Below are 17,501 nucleotides of genomic sequence, written 5' to 3' on the forward strand. Positions count from 1 at the left end.
AAATTGATTATATCTAAAGCGAAAGTTTATGGTTATAGAAATCTAAAGGATATTGAAATCAATCTAAATAGACTAGCAATCTTCATTGGAGATAATAACAGTGGTAAAAGTAATTTGTTAAGAGCCATTACACTACCTTTTTTAAATGACGAAATAGGTAAAGTTAGCAAAAATTTAGGGTGGTATGATATAAATAATGATTTTAAAAATAACTATTTTGAATTTATAGTTAGCAATTTAGAAAGGATAAGAAAGTCAGAGATAAAGATTGAGGAATTTACCGATGTCATTCCGTTTGTATCTGTTAAAGTTACCTTCCAACCAGATGGTTCCGATGAATTTTACATTCGTAAATGGAATAACTCTATAGATGAAGCGGAAACATTGTATAAGATTGAGTATAAATATTATATAGAGAAACCCATTCAATTATTAGAACATATAAAAAGTATTTTAGTAGATAAAAATGAGGAAGACATAAAAAACATAAAGATGAATCTTTTGCCTATTGAAATGTTTAAGTATACGGTTATTGTTCCATCTACTAATGAACAGGTAATATTTAATGACTTAATTAATTTTAAATATAACTCATTAGCCGCTGAAAGAGATGACTTTTCCAATAAAAATACACAGTTAGGATCTCAAGCATTGGTTAACTTACTACATAATAAATTGGATGATGAACAAAAAGTAAAAGTTGAAGAATCTTACGGTATTTTTTTTAGTGAATTAAAAGAAATCAGCAATTTAGAGGGTGTACTTAATTGGCAAGAAACATCGGATTTAGAAAATGCTAAAGAATTTTTTAATCAAATAACCTTATTGCCTAATATGCCTAGTATTAGTTCTTTATTAAACAATGTTAGATTAGGTGTAGGCGATGAATATCTTTATAGTCAAGGGTTAGGTTATAGAAATCTTGTGTATCTATTAGTTATGATGAACTCCATAGAAGTGAATCAAGAATCAGCTTTGAATATATTAACTATCGAAGAGCCAGAGGCACATCTTAGTGTAAATAACGAAAAGTTACTTGCTAGTTTTATAAATTCAATTTTAAGTACGAGCAAAAAAACACAATTATTTATTTCTACCCATAGCTCGCAGTTTTTGAACAAATTAGAGTTAGAGAACGTCACCGTTGTAAAAGAAGGAAAAGCATTTTCTTTAAAGTCTCTGATAAAAACTGATCATTTAAATTACTTGGCTAAAAAGCCAAATCTAGATTTCTTGAAATTTTTATTTTCTAGGAGATGCATTTTGGTTGAAGGCCCAAGTGAAGAGATGCTTATTAAATCGTATTTAAGTATGCAAGACAGAGAATTAAACGATATTGAGGTTATTTCTTTACATAAAGGCTTTACTACTATGCTAGATATTTGGTTAAAGGTCAATAGTGGAACATCGCATAGAATAGGTATAATAAGAGATTTTGACAATCAGCCTAACGCTCAACGAAATCATGAAAAGTATAGCGAACAACATGAGAATGTATTTGTAACTACGACTTCAGAGTATACTTTGGAACCTGAATTTGTAAAAACAGAAGAAAATTTCAGTAAGTTAAAGGCGTATTTCAGTGAAAAGCATAATTGGAGAGAAGAAGATATTGAGACTCCTGATGCTTTAGCAAAAAAGTGGCAGGGTGCTAAAACCGATATAATGCTAAAGTTTTGTCAAGATTTTGGTTCGGAGCAACTTGAAGGTGTAACTTTACCAAAACATATTGCACGAATATTAAACTTCCTGAAAAGTGGTACTAAAGAATGAAGTTATTAGTTGCTGGTGCCGGGGCGGGAAAAACAACTTCAATGGCAGAAGAAGTTCTTTCAAGATATAGGGAAGTTGAGGATGGTAAAATAATCTATGTCATCACTTATACTAATGCCGCAAGAGATCAAATAAGAAACAAAATTATTGAGCAGCATGGCGACATTCCGAGACAAGTTAAAGTGGAGACATCACATGTCTTTTTGTTGCAGGAGTTAGTATTTCCTTTTTATCATTTATTGTATGATCAAAGGTATTCTTCTGTATCGGCTATCAATTTACCAGATAATCAAGGTTATAGAGCAAAAAAATTAAAAGAATTAAGAGAAGGAAATATTGTGCATGTCCAGGAAGTTACAAATATTTCTAGTCACGTTCTATACGGAAAAAGTAATGATAAAAAATTAATTAAAGAAAAAAGAAAGAGAATAATATCCATTATTGGAAATTACCTAGATTCAATTTTTATAGATGAAGCGCAAGATATTGATAAATATTTATCAAAAATTATTGATGTATTTCATACCAATGGTTTTTACTTACATTTAGTTGGAGACCCGAAACAAGATTTAAGAGCACGGAATGAGTTCAGAAGGTTACTTGGGAAGTATCCTCAATTTGTAAAATATAAAAAAGAAAACCATAGATGCCCAATTTCGCATGTGAAGTTGTCTAATAAATATATTATTGAACAAGAAAAACAAGAGTGGCAAACTGAAGAAGTTGGTGTGTTAAAGTATTTTTATGAAAACGATATTAATTTAGACGAGTTTATAAAAGATGGAACCTGGGATTATATTTATATCTATCAAAAAAATGAAAGATTTATCACTGATACTAATGATGTGAATGCTCACGAAGACTTGTTAGATTATGAATTAAAAATGCTAATAAAGAGAACAAATGCAGAAGATAATCATATTGATAAAATAACTTTTATTTTACATAGATTAATAAAGAAAAATTTAACGACAAAAAACAACTGGAGTATCATAAATAAAGTAGGTGAAATCCTATCATTACAACTAACGAAGCAAGATAAAGCTAGACTATATGAAGCATTAGAGGCAAACAAAGAAGCCACCAAAACAGAGGGAATAGTAGTGAATTCTATTGATAAAGTAAAAGGGTTAGAAGGGAATTGCTGTTTATTCATCTTAACAACAGAACTTTCTGAATACTTTTTCCTAAATAAGATTGAACTGAATAAAATGATGAATTATCTATATGTTGCTTTGACAAGATCAAAAAAGGAACTAATTATATTAATAACAACGGAAGTTGAAGAAAAATATGGGCGTGAATGGATTAATAATAAGTTTAAACAATTATTAAAATAGTAGACGTATCGTGTGAAAGTCTGATAGTTTACTTAATAAAATATTTTAGTCCAACCTTTGAAAGATAGGGCACAAAAGATTATTCCAACTTTTTTATAGCTGACAAAAGCATAGCTGACTTGTGATTAAAGAAGCACGGAAAACTTGCTACATCGAATTTACTTATTATCATTTCTATAAAATCCTCCAGTTATTGCTGTTCTACTTAGTAACTTGTGATATTTCTACTAGAAATCCATGTGATTTAAAGGTAAAAAAACTTATACAACAGCTAATCCATGTATATTATAGATGAAGGAAATTTGGTCTACCAAAAAATGTTAAATATTTGTTCATTTGTGCGGCAAGAGAGAGTGAATCAATATATCTTAGTGAAGGCCAATTTTATAAAGAAGCTTTATTATATGGGGGGATTCCTTTGAATAGTCTTGCAATTGATTTACTAGTTAAAGCAGCGGAGAAGCAAATAGAATTAGAAAATAAGCCTGCCTGGAAGAATGAGCTAATACCTAAGGCACCTCCTGTCCTCTGGTTTGGAGACACAGAAATAGATAAGCCAAAAATTATAACTATTGGTGCTAATCCATCACGTGAAGAATTTTTAAATCATCATAAAAAAGATGCTTGAATACTAATAGCGAAAAACAAAAATAACAAACTTACATACCTTTCTAAACCACGATTTAGAGCATTAAAGGATAATGAGACAAACAATGATGTTATAAAGAATAATATACTTCAAAATGAAATAATAAATAGCTACAACAGGTATTTTTCAAAAGAGGGTAACCCATATATAAATTGGTTTGGTAAATCAGAAGGCTATAAAGTTGAAGCTTTTATAAATGGTTTAGGCGCTTCATTTTACCCAAACACTAAGTATAAATACACTGGTATTCATTTGGATTTATTCCCATTTCCAACAATATCCAACTCCAAGGAGGTTTATAGTTTTGTAACCAAAGATTTGTTTAATGGTTGGGCACAAAGTTTTTTACAGAAATTAATAGATGTTGTAGCTTCCGAACCATCAATAATTGTGAGCTTTGGTAGGACAAATTTTAAATATTTAAAGCAACTTTTCCCAAATGATGCTGTCATAAATAAAAGTAAGAAGCGGTATCACATTAATAAAAATGGAGAACAAAAAATAACTACCTACTGGTTAGGTAATTTTAATAAACATAAATTAATAGGATTATCAGTAAATCTTGGTGATCCACGCAACTTTTCAACTAGTAACCTAAATGAACTAGGCAAGGATATCGCGAAAGAAATATATTAAGTTTTGTATCGTCAATAAACACCATCACTTTGTAAAAAACAACATACAAAATCAACATAAAGTACAGTATAATAGTACAATGAGTTAACTATCAATAAGATAGATTTGATTTAGGATATAGATTACTGTTGTAATGCATTTATACCTTATAATCTTAATCAATAAAAATTTTTGACATTTAATATCGTTGTACATATATTGGAGTAACCTTTATTTCACAAATATAATTTGTCTTTCTATGGATTAGGTAGGATAGAACATAAAGCATTTCAAATAAGGAGATAGAAGCAATGGTTAAAAAAGAAGAACAAAATGATATAATTCAATATTTATTACCACAGCTAACAACCATTGGTATAAATATAAATCAAGTTAAAGTGGACGTAACAACCGAGAATACAGGTAACAAGAGAGGGGACGTATGGGTTTCAAGATTAGAACAAAAAGATAAAAAGTTTGAAGAAAACATTATATGTTTAATTGAGGCAAAGCATAAAAAATGTAATATAGGTGATATGGATTGGCGCGATGCCATGAAACAGGGGAAAGAAAAATCAATTAAGCAAAATTTAAATTATTATATAGTAACAAACTGTTTAAATGAAGTTCGATATTATAATTCACATAATGATGAAGAGATCACACTAGACGGAAAAATATTAACCAATTTTGTTGGTTTAGATGTATTAATAAAGATACAGTCACAAGTAAATATCGATAATTCAGATGTAGCACATAAGGTTAATAAAAATGTAATAGAATTTACAGAAGCTGAGTTTCGAAGAAGCTTAAGAGAGTTGGAACATATCTATCGTTCTGCTGGGATTAAAAAAGGAGACGAAAGAATAGATCCAACAGTAAGTTTTGTTGTTTTAAAATATATTTCGGAAAAAGAAGCTGAAAGTAGGACACTAAGCCGGGTAATCCAGTTATGGGATGATTTTAGTAGGATTGTTGATGGAACAGAAACAAGGGATTTAAGTTCTGAGTTTATAACAACTGTTTCCCAAATTTGGGGCAATGATAGCCCGCATAGAGATAATCAATATAAAGATTTTAAAAATCTTGTGAATTTTCCAGCGAAACTAAAACATAATCATTATTCTGAAATTTATAAAGAACTTAATTCTTATCATTTTCACGGTGGGGCAAAATTTGATTTATTTGGTACAATCTATGAAGAGTATGCTACGCAATCAAAGAAAAAGGAATTTGGGGAATTTTATACCAGAAGGCATATCACTAATATGATTGCGAAGCTCCTATTAAGAAACGAAAGGCAATTTAGAAATTTAAAAATTTGTGACCCGGCGTGTGGGACAGGTGGTTTCCTTACAGAGGCATTTAAAGTTCTTAACATTAATTATACTACAAATAATCAAATGAATAATGACGTGTTAACTCAAATACAGAATAATACTTTTTGGGGTTACGATAACGATCCGAAATCAGTAGCAAGAACTAAGTTAAATATGTTTCTTGTAGGAGATGGTCACAATCATATATATGAAAATGACTCTCTAGTTGGTTGGAATAATAACGTAAAATGGAAGGAAGAAGAGTTTGATTATATTCTAGCTAATCCACCTATGGGTTCATATAAAGGTGATGCAGATGTAAATAATTATACTTTTACAAATGAAAGTAGATATGAGCTATTATTTTTAGAACAGATAATTAAAGCAACTAAACCAGGTGGAGGTATGGCAATAGTAATTAATGATGGTTCGTTAGAAACTCCATCTAGAGTGAATTTTAGAAAGAAGATTTTAGAGAATTGTAATATCTCTTCTGTTATTTCCCTAACCAAGTTTGCTTTTGCTCCATATACAAAGGAAAAGACATATGTACTTTTTATGCAAAAAAAACAAGTTAGTGACGTTGGAAATATTCAGGACTTTCCTATATGGCACTATATAGTTGATTATGATGGTTACGCAAATAGTGATAAAAGGTTTAGAACTAAATATCATGATGATTTAGCAGAATTAGAGAGCAAATTTGATGGAGCAATGCAGTTAATAAACCTCTATTCATCAAATAAAGGTTTATATTCAAATTCCAAAGAACATTATGAAAGAAAAGTGAATGATAGGGAACTTGAAGAAGGTCTGTGGGGATATAAATTTAGATTTGTAGAAATGCATGAGGTAAACGAAGGTAATTTCTATAATCTACTAAGTGAAAAACACTTAAGACCATATGTGAGAAAATCAATAAGTATAGACGAATTTGAGAATAAAATAGGAGAAATTTACGACGAATTAATAACTGCATCACCAAGCAATAATGGTAAAAAAGAGGAAATAAAAAATGATTAAGGATAGCATTGATAACATTTTCGACTTCATTTCTGAAGTAAATATTACGGAAGAATATATTTATAACAATAAGGGAATCTATCCTGTATATACAGGGCAAACTGGTAGTGAGGATGCGACTTTCTGTATAGATACTTATATTATTGATGGTGAGTATTTAACATTTACTACATATGGGAGTGCAGGTAAACTAAATTTCAGAAGTGGTAAGGGAACAATTGGTAGAAACTGTATGGGTTTAAAGCCTAAAGAAGAATTTTTTGGTAAAATAAATTTGGAATGGTTCTCATACAAATTTCAAAATAAATTCTATAGATTAAGAATTGGTGATGTTTCTGGACAGAAAAGTTTAAATAAGCTTTTATTGTCAAATGTTGAGGTAGTTATCCCAGAAATTGATAAGCAATTAGAGGAATTAAAGGTTTATAAGAAAGTAAAAAATTTAAGTGATAAAATTTCTGCACTTATTCTGGACCTTAATAAAATAAGTGAAATTAATATTAAGAGTGACCAAACAGGAGAAAAAGAAAAGCTTAAAAAGATATTTACTTTCACAGGTGGTAATGGTTGTTTAACAGAGGAATTTATTTATTTAAACAGACCAAGAAATGTCGAGGAATCTATACCTATTCTCTCAGGTGCTACAATGGAGAATAATAGCATGGGTTCAATTTCTAAATACGCGAAGGATTCGGATGGAAAAAACATAAAAGTATTTAAAGGACCGTGTATTATAGTTACTAGAAATGGTTACTATGCAGGGACAATGTCATATATAAAGGAAGATGTTGAATTTACAATTAATGATCATGCGTATGTTATGAAAATTAAGGATAAATGGGCTAATAAAATTGATTTATTTTGGTTTATGCAAAACTATCAAGAGTTATTTTTTAACTTGGTTACTTCTAAAAGTGATAATGCAACATTTAACAAGACTTATGCAGAAGCACAAATGATAAATATACCAGATATAGAATTGCAGAGAGAAATAACCAATAAAGTTAAACCACTAAAAGAAAACATATCAACTTTGGTAAAAATAAAAAATAAGCTATTTGATTTAATTGAATATGAAGTTAATTAAACAAGTTAAACGATTATACAAAAAGGTGGTACCTAATAAAAAATAGGTACTACCTTTTTGGATTACATTTTGACCTTGAAAAAAATATCACATTGTCATTCATCATAATTTTTTATCAAAAAATCAGGTTCAACTACATGATATTAAGTTGGTCGGTCACATAAAGAAAAGGATAAAGATAATTGTTCATGTTTTGTTCATGTTTATGTTTAATATTGGTCTTTTTCATGTTCAGTGAAAACGAAAAAACATTGATATAATAGGGTTTCTAGAGGTTGTTTGTTCATATTTATATGGTTAATAGATGGGCGGCATGATGTAAGCTAGGTTTATAAACGTTGTTATATCAACGTTTATGGATTGTGTGCTTACATCAGACCACTGAACAATGACCGATAACCTTAAAAAAGGTTATTAGAGAGGTCTTTCATTAAGTTACTAAACTTAGTGGAAGCCTCTTTTTCACGTCATTATTCATGTTTCCGGCTATTCAACGATGGAGATCAAGTTAAAAAAGTCCAATAAATATGCCTTTAATAAATCGTTTGGAACGTGGGGATATTACCGATGAAGAATTTACACAAGTAACACAACTAAAGAGACATATGAAAAATCAACTTTCATTCCATACAACAGATGTATTGGAATGTATTAATAAGAAGGAGTTGATTGAAATTGCAGAATCTGAAATATATGCTTGATGAAATGGATTTAGAATATATTTTTGGAGTACAGAGGGAGTTTGAGAAGTACTTTAAAGATAATTCGGCAGAAATTTTAAAAAATTCGAGTTTTTTAGATTGATTATCAAAAGATCCAGAATATGTTTATCATTTTGATGAGCTATATTGGGCAGATGTGATTAGAAATGAATATCGAAGTAAAATGATTACGATGTAAAGAGTCTGATTAACAGCGATTTGGTTAATTAGACTTTTTTTGATTATTTAGAATGGGGGCAGGCTTCTCTTTCCTTTTGAGACAAGGAATCAGGTCCCATATCTCTACAAGAAAGTCTTACTAAATTATCTAACATTGTAGCGGTAATGTCCCTAGCTCTGGAAGCTTTTCGTTAATTCATTGAACTTTTTTGGAAGGCTTCTCTTTCATTTCCTGTGTACGTGAAAATTTATGCTTTACTAATGGAGAACTAACTAAATCTGTCATAATAGAGCGCCTTCAAGGAATAGTCGAATATATCACTCCTAAAATAAAATAAAGTTCGCATTTGGTTAAATAGATGTATGAATTTTACTTTTAATCTACTGGTCATTCGTGTTTTTTGTTATCTGAATGATAATATTATTTTAGTTTGTGTTGAATAGCAAGAATGGAGTGCTATAATAAAAATGTAAAAACTGAATAAATTTACTCATATAATAGCGAGGATATGGCTTGCAAGTTTCTACCAGTTTACCGTAAATGAACTGACTATGAGAGGCAATAATTAGAAATAGAATTCTATTAATCTATTTCTATTCTTTTCGACATTGGCTCGAAGGACTTTGCTCCACTCGTAGATTACCTGAGGGAGTATTAGTTCTTCGGCCTATTTTATTTTATCATGGGTAAATTATGTGAAAGCAGATTTTCCGTATCAGTTTGAATGAGTAAGGGGTAAGTTAAACTAACCGATTGGCGGAATTGTGACAGATGAAGATCCCAAAACATTAGTTGCAGCTGAAAGTGAATTGCACGAGGCAGTCCAAGTTTTGGGTGGAACCGTTCCTAACCCAATGTTCTATATGTGCTTTCTTCCTATTACTGCTGTTCCAGATTTGCCAATCACGGATGTAGGAAATGTGGATTATGTGACTTTGAAGATCTTTGATCCGATTACAGAATTAATTTCTGAATAATTGATTTGATACATGGGGGAATAGAAATGAATAAGAGTGAACTAAAACAACTAATTAACGTAGCGGCAGGACGCAAACGTGCAGATTTGGTTTTACAAAATGGAAAAATTGTGGACGTCTATCAAGGAAGTGTTTTTACTGGTGATGTTGCGATTGTTGACGGAAAAATTGCGGGAATTGGAGAACCCTATGAAGGTGAAGAAGTCATTGATTTAAAAGGAAAGTACATCGCACCTGGATTTATTGATCCGCATATCCATGTGGAATCTTCCTATGTGACTCCAGAAGAGTTTGGACGTTTACTTGTACCCCATGGGACGACAACGGTAATGGCAGACCCTCATGAAATCGTTAATGTGGCAGGGCTGAGAGGGTTGGATTATATGATTGAGGCTGCAGAACACACCGCTTTAGATATCAAATATATGTTGCCTTCCTGTGTCCCGGCTACTAATATGGAAAACTCTGGTGCGGTATTGACTGCATCAGATATGGTTGCCCCTTTGGAAGAAGGAAAAGCTGAAGGTCTGGCTGAATTTATGGATTTTCCTGGAGTAATCGGGGCCGAAGACAGTGTAATGGAGAAAATCTTAGTTGCAAGAAGGTTAAATAAACGAATCGATGGGCATAGTCCAATGGTGAGTGGCAAGGAATTAAATGCATATATTGCTGGTGGTGTAGAAAACGACCATGAAAGTTCTACTGTTGATGAATTGCAAGCTCGCATTTCTCGAGGAATGTATGTATTCTTACGAGAAGGATCTGTTACCCAAAATTTGCGTACGTTGCTAAAAGGTGTCACTTCTCAAAATGCCCGTCGCTGTGTTTTATGTGGGGATGATGTTCAGGCAAAAACGATTTTAGAAAAAGGGCATTTAGACAATTCCATTCGTATATGTGTAGAGGAAAATGTGAATCCAATCCAAGCAATCCAGATGGCAACGATAAATACGGCAGAATGCTGCCAGTTAGATGATCGTGGAGCAGTAGCACCCGGATTAAAAGCGGATTTGGTTATTTTCAGTGATCTTGATAACTTAATAGTGGAGCAAACATATATTGATGGAAAACTTGTGGCGGATCAAGGAAATTACGTGGCGCCATTTACTAAAGCAGATATTACACCTGTACAGTCTAGTGTGCATATTGGTGAATTTTCTAAAGAAAAGCTTCGTTTGATATTAGAATCAGATAAAGCAAGAGCGATTGAGGTAATTCAAACGGAAGCATTGACCAATGAAGCTATTGTTGAAGTGGAACGGGATAACGCGGGAGAGTTTATATACAATCCGGATAAACCCGTTGCGAAGATTGCCGTAGTTGAAAGACATAAAAATACTGGGAATGTGTTCGTTGGGCTGTTGAAAGACTATGGAATCAGGAAAGGTGCTATTGGTATTTCCATTGCGCATGATTCACATAACTTAATTGTGACTGGAACCAATGATGAGGATATGGCGGTGGCAGTGAAGAGCTTAAAAAAACAAGACGGTGGTGTCGTACTGGTCGCTGACGGTGAAGTGATCTGTAGTATGAAACTTCCAGTAGGTGGTCTGATGAGTGATCTTTCAGGAGAAGAAGTCGTCATAGAGCAAAGTAAAGTAAACAAATTGGCACATGAAGTACTAGGAATTGCAGAGAATGTTGATCCAATCATGACTTTAGGCTTTATGTCTTTAGCGGTAATTCCAACATTAAAGATCACAGACTTAGGACTTGTTGATGTGACAAAATTTGAATTTGTATCCGTTTCTGTTGAAGAAATCTAGTTTAAGTGGGACGGATAAAAAGATATGATATATAGACACCCAAGAGGACAGTCCAGTTCACAGCTTTAAACCGGTGAAATGGACTGTCCTTCATTATATTAACTTCCACTTAAAAATCATCTTCCACAATATTCCCGTAAGGACGATAAGAACTACCAAATACCCATATATTGCCAAGGGTATGAAGGAGATGATCAAATGTAAAATCGCAAATATCCCAACAATAAGCATTAATACGATAATTTTTCCAGTAGCACCCCCGCCTTGTTGGGCAGTTTCAATCGGTTCGGTAAACGGATATCTTCCGTTATTAAACAGCTTATAGGATATTAGCACCTGTAATAAAGCAGTGACCAAAACAACTGCCAAATCAGGTACGATACGGAAGGAAAATATCCAGATGTATAGTACAGATAGTACAAAAATAATCGGTAAGTACAGCCTTACGAAGAATGCCTTTAAAGTTGCACTGTAGACAATGCCATGTTTTTGAATAGGTGTTGTCTTAAAAATCCATGCACCTTTGTACTTCGCAGAAAACTGAAGCATATAAACAACCGTTCCAATGATAATGTTGGAGAAGTATATGGTTATAAAGGATCTGCCTTGCCCCACTTCTTCAAGTGTCTGATAGCTCAAATTATTAAAAAGGAAGATAAATGGGAAAACAAGTGCCATTCCCAATGAAGGATATACTTTTAATTTAAACTCTCTCTCTCGACTAATCATAATTGAAGAAAAGCGGTAGAATATTCTTTCCTCTTTGCTAAAACAAATTAATTTTTCTATCAGGTCATTTAGGGTCCATTTTTTCTTCTTTTTCGTACTTGATTCTTCCATTAGCTTTTGTAAATTCCGTTCGAACGATGGCATAAATAAATAATATAGGAAAATCGAGATGATAGGTCCCAACACTGCCAGTAGGGAGAGAGTAATAATCTCACTGGAATAATTTTGGTTTAACACCAGTTCAAATGGTGCACCAAACCATACTGGTGGAATCAATATATGCCACCAGCTAAAGTGATAAACAAATTCTAGATCTACAAAATCAAATAATCTTATGATGATTTGATAGCCGACTACAACCGCTACAGCAAGTAATATCTGCACATAATTAATCATATCCTTCAGCTTTTCCCCATCGAAAAATCGTAATACAACCATATAGATTAGTGCAGTAAAAGCTAGAACTAACAGGTCTATGAAAATGATTTCAATAAGGAATAGGAGAAAGTAAATAAATCCCTTTGTAAAAAGAAATACAATTGCTGGTATGGAAATAAATGCTGCCGTAAGCAGCGTTAAGTAAATCGCGACATGGAAAAACTTGGCTGCATTTATGGTTCGATTGTTTATTGGTTTTGTATTCAATATTACTTTATCCCGAACATCCAGAAGTACGGAAGAAAAATCTGAAATCATGGAAGTCATAAGGATGAACATGGCGATCCCAGCGATAATACTTACCTGGAACAAATAATTATCTCCAAGAAATACAAATGGGATGAGTACAAGACCGTATAAAGCATAAATCCATAATGACTTAAGAAATTGATTTCCTTCCTTTTTTTTAGCGTTTTGACTAAGTATGGTTGGAATACGCCGCCCATCCATTGTAAGTTTTATTTCAAGGATCTTCCGCATCACGTTATAATCAATATTTAATTTGCGGAAAACCGATTGAAAAGTATCAAGGACTTTTAATATTTGGATTTCACTCATCTTGGTTATCCCCTGTTACAATGGAAACAATCCTTTTCGCTGTTTCTTTATGCTCGTCAAATCCTGTTAATTGATTAAATATTGCTTCAAGTGACCCTGCCTTACTTTGCTCTTTTAACTCATCAAAGGAACCATCCGCAGCAATTTCGCCATTCACTAATAGAACAATTCGATTACTTATCTTTTCAACCACATCCATAATGTGAGAGGAATAAAAGATCGTTTTTCCCTGATTTGCCAAAGCCTCTAGCATATCCTTAATAACCATGACACTATTCGCATCAAGTCCACTTAAGGGCTCATCAAGGAAAATCAAATCTGGATTATGTAGAAGACTGGAGGTGATTAGAACTTTTTGTCTCATCCCTTTAGAAAAAGATGAGATTCTCGAATGAAAAACATCTCCCATATCAAATTCTTCTAAAAGGCTTAACGCTTTATTCTCAGCTGTCCCGCGTTCCAAACCATATAATTCACCAATAAATGTGAGATATTCAGCTGCTGTCAGATTATCGTAAATCTCTGCGTTTTCTGGTACATAACCAATTTTTTGTTTATATGTATAATCATTTGATGCAATATTATGCCCAAAGATTTCTACAACACCGCCATAACCCTCTACTAATCCGAGCATGATTTTTAATGTAGTACTTTTACCAGCACCATTTGGACCAATATATCCTATGATTTGCCCCTGGTAGACATCTAGGTTAATCCCGTTTAACACGTTCTTCCCGGGATAACTCATGATTAGATTTTGAAGTGACAATACTTTCTCTTTCATCCCCTTGTATCTCCCTTTCTATTAAACTATTTTTCTTCTTCTAACATAACAATGTGTGATTGGGAATGCAATGGGTATTAGAATGAATGGAAAAGTACTGTGACAAAAATTAATAACTATATTAGCAATCTTGGGCTTGCGTTAATCATCGGCGCAGAGAAAACGACGATTATTAATCTATTAATGAGATTTTATGAGATAGACCGTGGCGAAATCAATATCGATGGTCACAGTATTAAGCATTATCAATTAAATCAGTTACGTGAAAAAATTGGGATTATGCCGCAGGACACCTTTTTATTTTCAGGGACGATTATGGAAAACATACGTTATGGTCGTCTGGTTTACGATTAGAGGAAATCGTTTAACCAATAACTGAAAGCCAAGGTACAACCAATTTTTTCGGTGACGGCCGTAGTTGCACTTAATCTAGTAGGGAAAGGTTTATCCCGAATTAACTGGCTGTAAGACCCTAAACGAAAAGAGTTCGAGAAAAATCAAGAATTGTAAGTGGGGGATCAACAGAAAGTCAAAATCCCGGTTCTGTTTAACTAACATAAGTAGTGGATGATCCTACAACGTCAGCGACGAATCGTCACGGTCAAATCCATTGTGGGGAAGGTTTATTTGTGGCGGATAATAGTGCTCTTCCTACTCTGATAGCAGCTGGTCCAGTTCTTTCTAACGCTGCTTTGGTTATAAGATTGGATGATCATATTGTTCGACAGTCATCATAATATCGATAAGGCCCTTCATATAATAATGTAGGGTCTTATTAGCTAATATTTGTAGTGTTTAGTAATGGAGGAGCCTAATTATTTATTATGCTTAGCACCTTTCAAACTGTGCAGAAAAGAGGAATGCTATTGTTTGTTTATACTGTAAATCCTGGCGATTCTATATTTACTATTAGTCAAAAGTATGATATTTCAGTTGACATCATTCGCGGTGTAAATGGATTAGTTAATCCGAATATTGTTCCAGGTCAAGCACTACTGATAAATACAAAAATATATACGGTTCAGCCAGGGGACAGTCTCTATACAATTTCCCAAAAGGCTTACGTTTCGAGCGATATGTTAATCGCAGCAAATCCTAAAATAAATCCATCTACCATCCAACCCGGAATGAAAATTATTCTTCCTGAACTTCCAAATTACATTGCTACTACTTTAGGTTATTTCTATGTGACTGGAACACAAAGTGATCAGCTAGTGATTAGAGACTTCGCTCCTTATACTACTTATTATTCATTTTTTGAGTATCATTTTAATTTGGATGGTTCCCTTAGTTCATTAAACGATTTGCAAGCTATAGAATCAGCTTGGAACAGTCATACAGCACCATTAGCGACGATTACCAATTTGACCGCTGCCGGATTCAGTGCTGAACTAACAAGTCAAACATTAAACAACCCAGCATCAAGGCAAAATTTTATCAATAATATCTTTACCCTTTTATCCCAAAAAGGATATGCAGGTGTAAATATCGACTTTGAAGGAACATTAGCAAAAGATCGTGATATCTTTTCTACTTTTTTAAACGAATTAGGAAGCCGGCTTCACATTGCGGGATTACTAGTGACAATAGCAGTTCCAGCAAAAACGAGTGCAGATATTCCTTGGTATGCAGGTTATGACTATGGTGCAATAGGGTCTGTAGTAGATTTTATGTTTATTATGGCCTATGATTGGCATCATATGGCGAGTGAACCTGGTGCAGTTGCACCACTTAATGAAGTGAGAAAAACAATCGAGTTTGCAGTGCAAAAGATGGATAGAAGTAAAATAGTCCTAGGTATCCCATTATACGGTTATAACTGGGCACTGCCATACAATTCCGAAGTTTTAGCTACTGCAATCTCCAATCAGGACGCGATTGATCTAGCAATGAGCAAAAGTGTACCTATCAATTATTCGGTGGTAGATGAGGCTCCTAATTTTTACTATGTCGATGAAAATGGACAGCGTCATGTTGTCTGGTTTGAAGACACTCGAAGTATTGCTGCAAAGATGAAGCTAGTACGTGAATATCGTCTTCATGGAATAGGAGCTTGGCAGGTTGGACTTGGTTTTCCTCAAGGGCCATGGCTATTAACCAAGTTTTTTCGTGTCAGAAAGGTAACCTAGAGTGCTTCTGTTGAAGGCTTGGTTGAGATCATACTTTGGTATTTCCATTAACTTCTTTGATTTATAATCAAGAAGGTGACAAATATAGGGGCTTTTCATGGGTCTTCGACTTTTGAGAAGCTTCTTTTCCAATTAAACAAAGGATAAAACAACTATAATTATTCTTTCCCTTGAGAAAGCAACGGAAAGTATGCGTTAATGAAGATGTCGGACCGATAGACTCTTGTGAAAGGAGGCTGATTATATTGATCACAAATTCTGAGGTGATTTCCGCATAGCGGGAATCCCTAAATGGGACCGTATTACATGCGGTCCCATTTTATTTAAGATGATTATTTGGAAAATTAACATCTTTCCGTAATAGGAAAAATCATTTATAATTTGCATTAAGCAAGGATGTAATTAATAAAAACATTAGGAAAGGAGCTGTTACGTGATGAGTGTTTTACAGGTTAATTTCGATATAAATGTACTTGTTAACAAGGAGGACGTAAATCGTGCAATACAAAAATGCAAAAGAGGTCCTTCCCCCTAGTTTGCTAAAAGAGATGCAGAAATATATTCAAGGTGATTTGATTTATATTCCAAAAGCAAAAAAAGAGCGGGCAGGATGGGGAGAAGTGAGTGGAACGAGAGCGTTAATCGCTGAGCGGAATGAGGAAATTTTTCAGTTATACAATAATGGAAAATCATTTGAAGAATTAGAGCGTAAATTTCATTTATCGATTGACAGCATACGAAAAGTTATTTATAAAATGCGAAGTAATCAGTAGTAAGTTTTTCATCTAACTTATAGAAGCGTGAAGCTGCAAGACCAAGCTTGACGCTTTTTGGTAGGTAAGAAAGTAAAACGACTTTCTTACTACATAAGTGCAACTAACGCTGAAAAAACATAAAGAAATTGTATCATCAATTGGATGGTACAAATCGATTATAGTTATTCTTTCGCTAGTTTTTACAACCCTTTCCATGCATTAATAAGTATGTAGCCGTTGATTTTCGAGAAGGGAGGTAACAGGAATGTTTACTAAAATTATTGAGGTGGCTCTCGTATAATCGAGGTCCAAACAGACGACTTGATTTTTTAAGTAATAAATTCAGACCTAAGATGCAGAGGTTCTGAATCTTAGGTGGGAAACAATTGTTACCGAATTTCAGGCCCTAAGCCGACGACCAGATGTCTTCCCGAATGTATTCTTAATGATAAGGGAGGAATTAATGATGCATATGGATATTGCTGTTTATAAAATTATTGCGAATGAACGAATGAAAAAAGTAAAAGCTGAAACCTACGGAAAACAAACATGGATCAATGAGCTAGAAAATGAGTATGCTTTTGAACACACTTGCACGAAGCGGGAAGTCTGGTTTAACAGTAAAGAGGACGGAAATTTCGTTGATAGTAAAGAATTGAATAATAGATGATAAC

The 17,501-nt window shown here is 33.3% G+C and carries 14 protein-coding genes, 1 pseudogene and 1 riboswitch; of the genes and pseudogenes, 13 read left to right on the forward strand and 2 right to left on the reverse strand.

Features of this window, described 5'->3' with window-relative positions:
- Positions 1-3 precede the first annotated feature (3 nt).
- The 9 genes from CWR48_RS05040 to ade all read left to right on the forward strand — a co-directional run bounded on the left by CWR48_RS05040 (position 4) and on the right by ade (position 11,434).
- Positions 4-1,773: an AAA family ATPase gene (locus CWR48_RS05040; protein ID WP_115771982.1), complete on the forward strand. Its 1,770-nt coding sequence runs from the start codon at positions 4-6 to the stop codon at positions 1,771-1,773.
- A complete protein-coding gene (locus CWR48_RS05045; RefSeq protein ID WP_115771984.1) occupies positions 1,770-3,113 on the forward strand; it encodes a UvrD-helicase domain-containing protein in 1,344 nt (447 codons plus the stop codon). The genes CWR48_RS05040 and CWR48_RS05045 overlap by 4 nt, the downstream gene beginning before the upstream one ends.
- A 418-nt stretch (positions 3,114-3,531) precedes the next feature.
- Positions 3,532-3,741, forward strand: a complete 210-nt coding sequence (locus tag CWR48_RS05050; protein WP_115771986.1) for a hypothetical protein — start codon at positions 3,532-3,534, stop codon at positions 3,739-3,741.
- A gap of 273 nt (positions 3,742-4,014) precedes the next feature.
- Entirely contained in the window at positions 4,015-4,398 is a 384-nt protein-coding gene (locus CWR48_RS05055; protein ID WP_147294864.1) for a hypothetical protein, read from the forward strand.
- Between the two features lie 290 nt (positions 4,399-4,688).
- Positions 4,689-6,719 (forward strand): HsdM family class I SAM-dependent methyltransferase, encoded by a 2,031-nt coding sequence (locus tag CWR48_RS05060; protein WP_115771990.1) that lies wholly within the window; start codon positions 4,689-4,691, stop codon positions 6,717-6,719.
- Positions 6,712-7,806 carry a restriction endonuclease subunit S gene (locus CWR48_RS05065; RefSeq protein WP_115771992.1) on the forward strand — a complete coding sequence of 365 codons (1,095 nt, stop codon included), beginning with the start codon at positions 6,712-6,714 and terminating at the stop codon, positions 7,804-7,806. Before CWR48_RS05060 ends, CWR48_RS05065 begins: the two co-directional genes overlap by 8 nt.
- A 527-nt stretch (positions 7,807-8,333) precedes the next feature.
- Positions 8,334-8,507, forward strand: coding sequence for a hypothetical protein (locus CWR48_RS20355; protein ID WP_170140707.1), 174 nt, complete (start codon positions 8,334-8,336; stop codon positions 8,505-8,507).
- Positions 8,508-9,158: 651 nt separating this feature from the next.
- Positions 9,159-9,260: riboswitch (purine riboswitch) on the forward strand.
- Between the two features lie 189 nt (positions 9,261-9,449).
- Positions 9,450-9,665, forward strand: a complete 216-nt coding sequence (locus CWR48_RS05070; protein ID WP_342772439.1) for an adenine deaminase C-terminal domain-containing protein — start codon at positions 9,450-9,452, stop codon at positions 9,663-9,665.
- Between the two features lie 26 nt (positions 9,666-9,691).
- Positions 9,692-11,434, forward strand: a complete 1,743-nt coding sequence (gene ade / locus CWR48_RS05075; protein ID WP_115771996.1) for an adenine deaminase — start codon at positions 9,692-9,694, stop codon at positions 11,432-11,434.
- A gap of 93 nt (positions 11,435-11,527) precedes the next feature.
- Here ade and CWR48_RS05080 read toward each other — a convergent pair whose 3' ends face one another.
- Both CWR48_RS05080 and CWR48_RS05085 read right to left on the reverse strand, forming a co-directional pair.
- A complete protein-coding gene (locus CWR48_RS05080) occupies positions 11,528-13,159 on the reverse strand; it encodes a hypothetical protein (protein WP_115771998.1) in 1,632 nt (543 codons plus the stop codon).
- On the reverse strand, positions 13,152-13,943 hold the full coding sequence (locus tag CWR48_RS05085) for an ABC transporter ATP-binding protein (protein WP_115772000.1): 792 nt from the start codon (positions 13,941-13,943) through the stop codon (positions 13,152-13,154). Before CWR48_RS05085 ends, CWR48_RS05080 begins: the two co-directional genes overlap by 8 nt.
- A gap of 150 nt (positions 13,944-14,093) precedes the next feature.
- Here CWR48_RS05085 and CWR48_RS05090 point away from each other — a divergent pair.
- The 4 genes and pseudogenes from CWR48_RS05090 to CWR48_RS05110 all read left to right on the forward strand — a co-directional run.
- Positions 14,094-14,285: pseudogene (locus tag CWR48_RS05090) on the forward strand (ATP-binding cassette domain-containing protein); the annotation flags it as partial.
- A gap of 524 nt (positions 14,286-14,809) precedes the next feature.
- Positions 14,810-16,072: a glycosyl hydrolase family 18 protein gene (locus tag CWR48_RS05100; RefSeq protein ID WP_115772449.1), complete on the forward strand. Its 1,263-nt coding sequence runs from the start codon at positions 14,810-14,812 to the stop codon at positions 16,070-16,072.
- 497 nt (positions 16,073-16,569) lie between these two features.
- Positions 16,570-16,845, forward strand: a complete 276-nt coding sequence (locus CWR48_RS05105) for a CD3324 family protein (RefSeq protein ID WP_115772002.1) — start codon at positions 16,570-16,572, stop codon at positions 16,843-16,845.
- 445 nt (positions 16,846-17,290) lie between these two features.
- A complete protein-coding gene (locus CWR48_RS05110; protein WP_147294865.1) occupies positions 17,291-17,497 on the forward strand; it encodes a hypothetical protein in 207 nt (68 codons plus the stop codon).
- Positions 17,498-17,501: the final 4 nt, after the last annotated feature.

This window comes from Oceanobacillus arenosus (genome assembly GCF_003369575.1).
Taxonomy (GTDB): domain Bacteria; phylum Bacillota; class Bacilli; order Bacillales; family Amphibacillaceae; genus Oceanobacillus; species Oceanobacillus arenosus.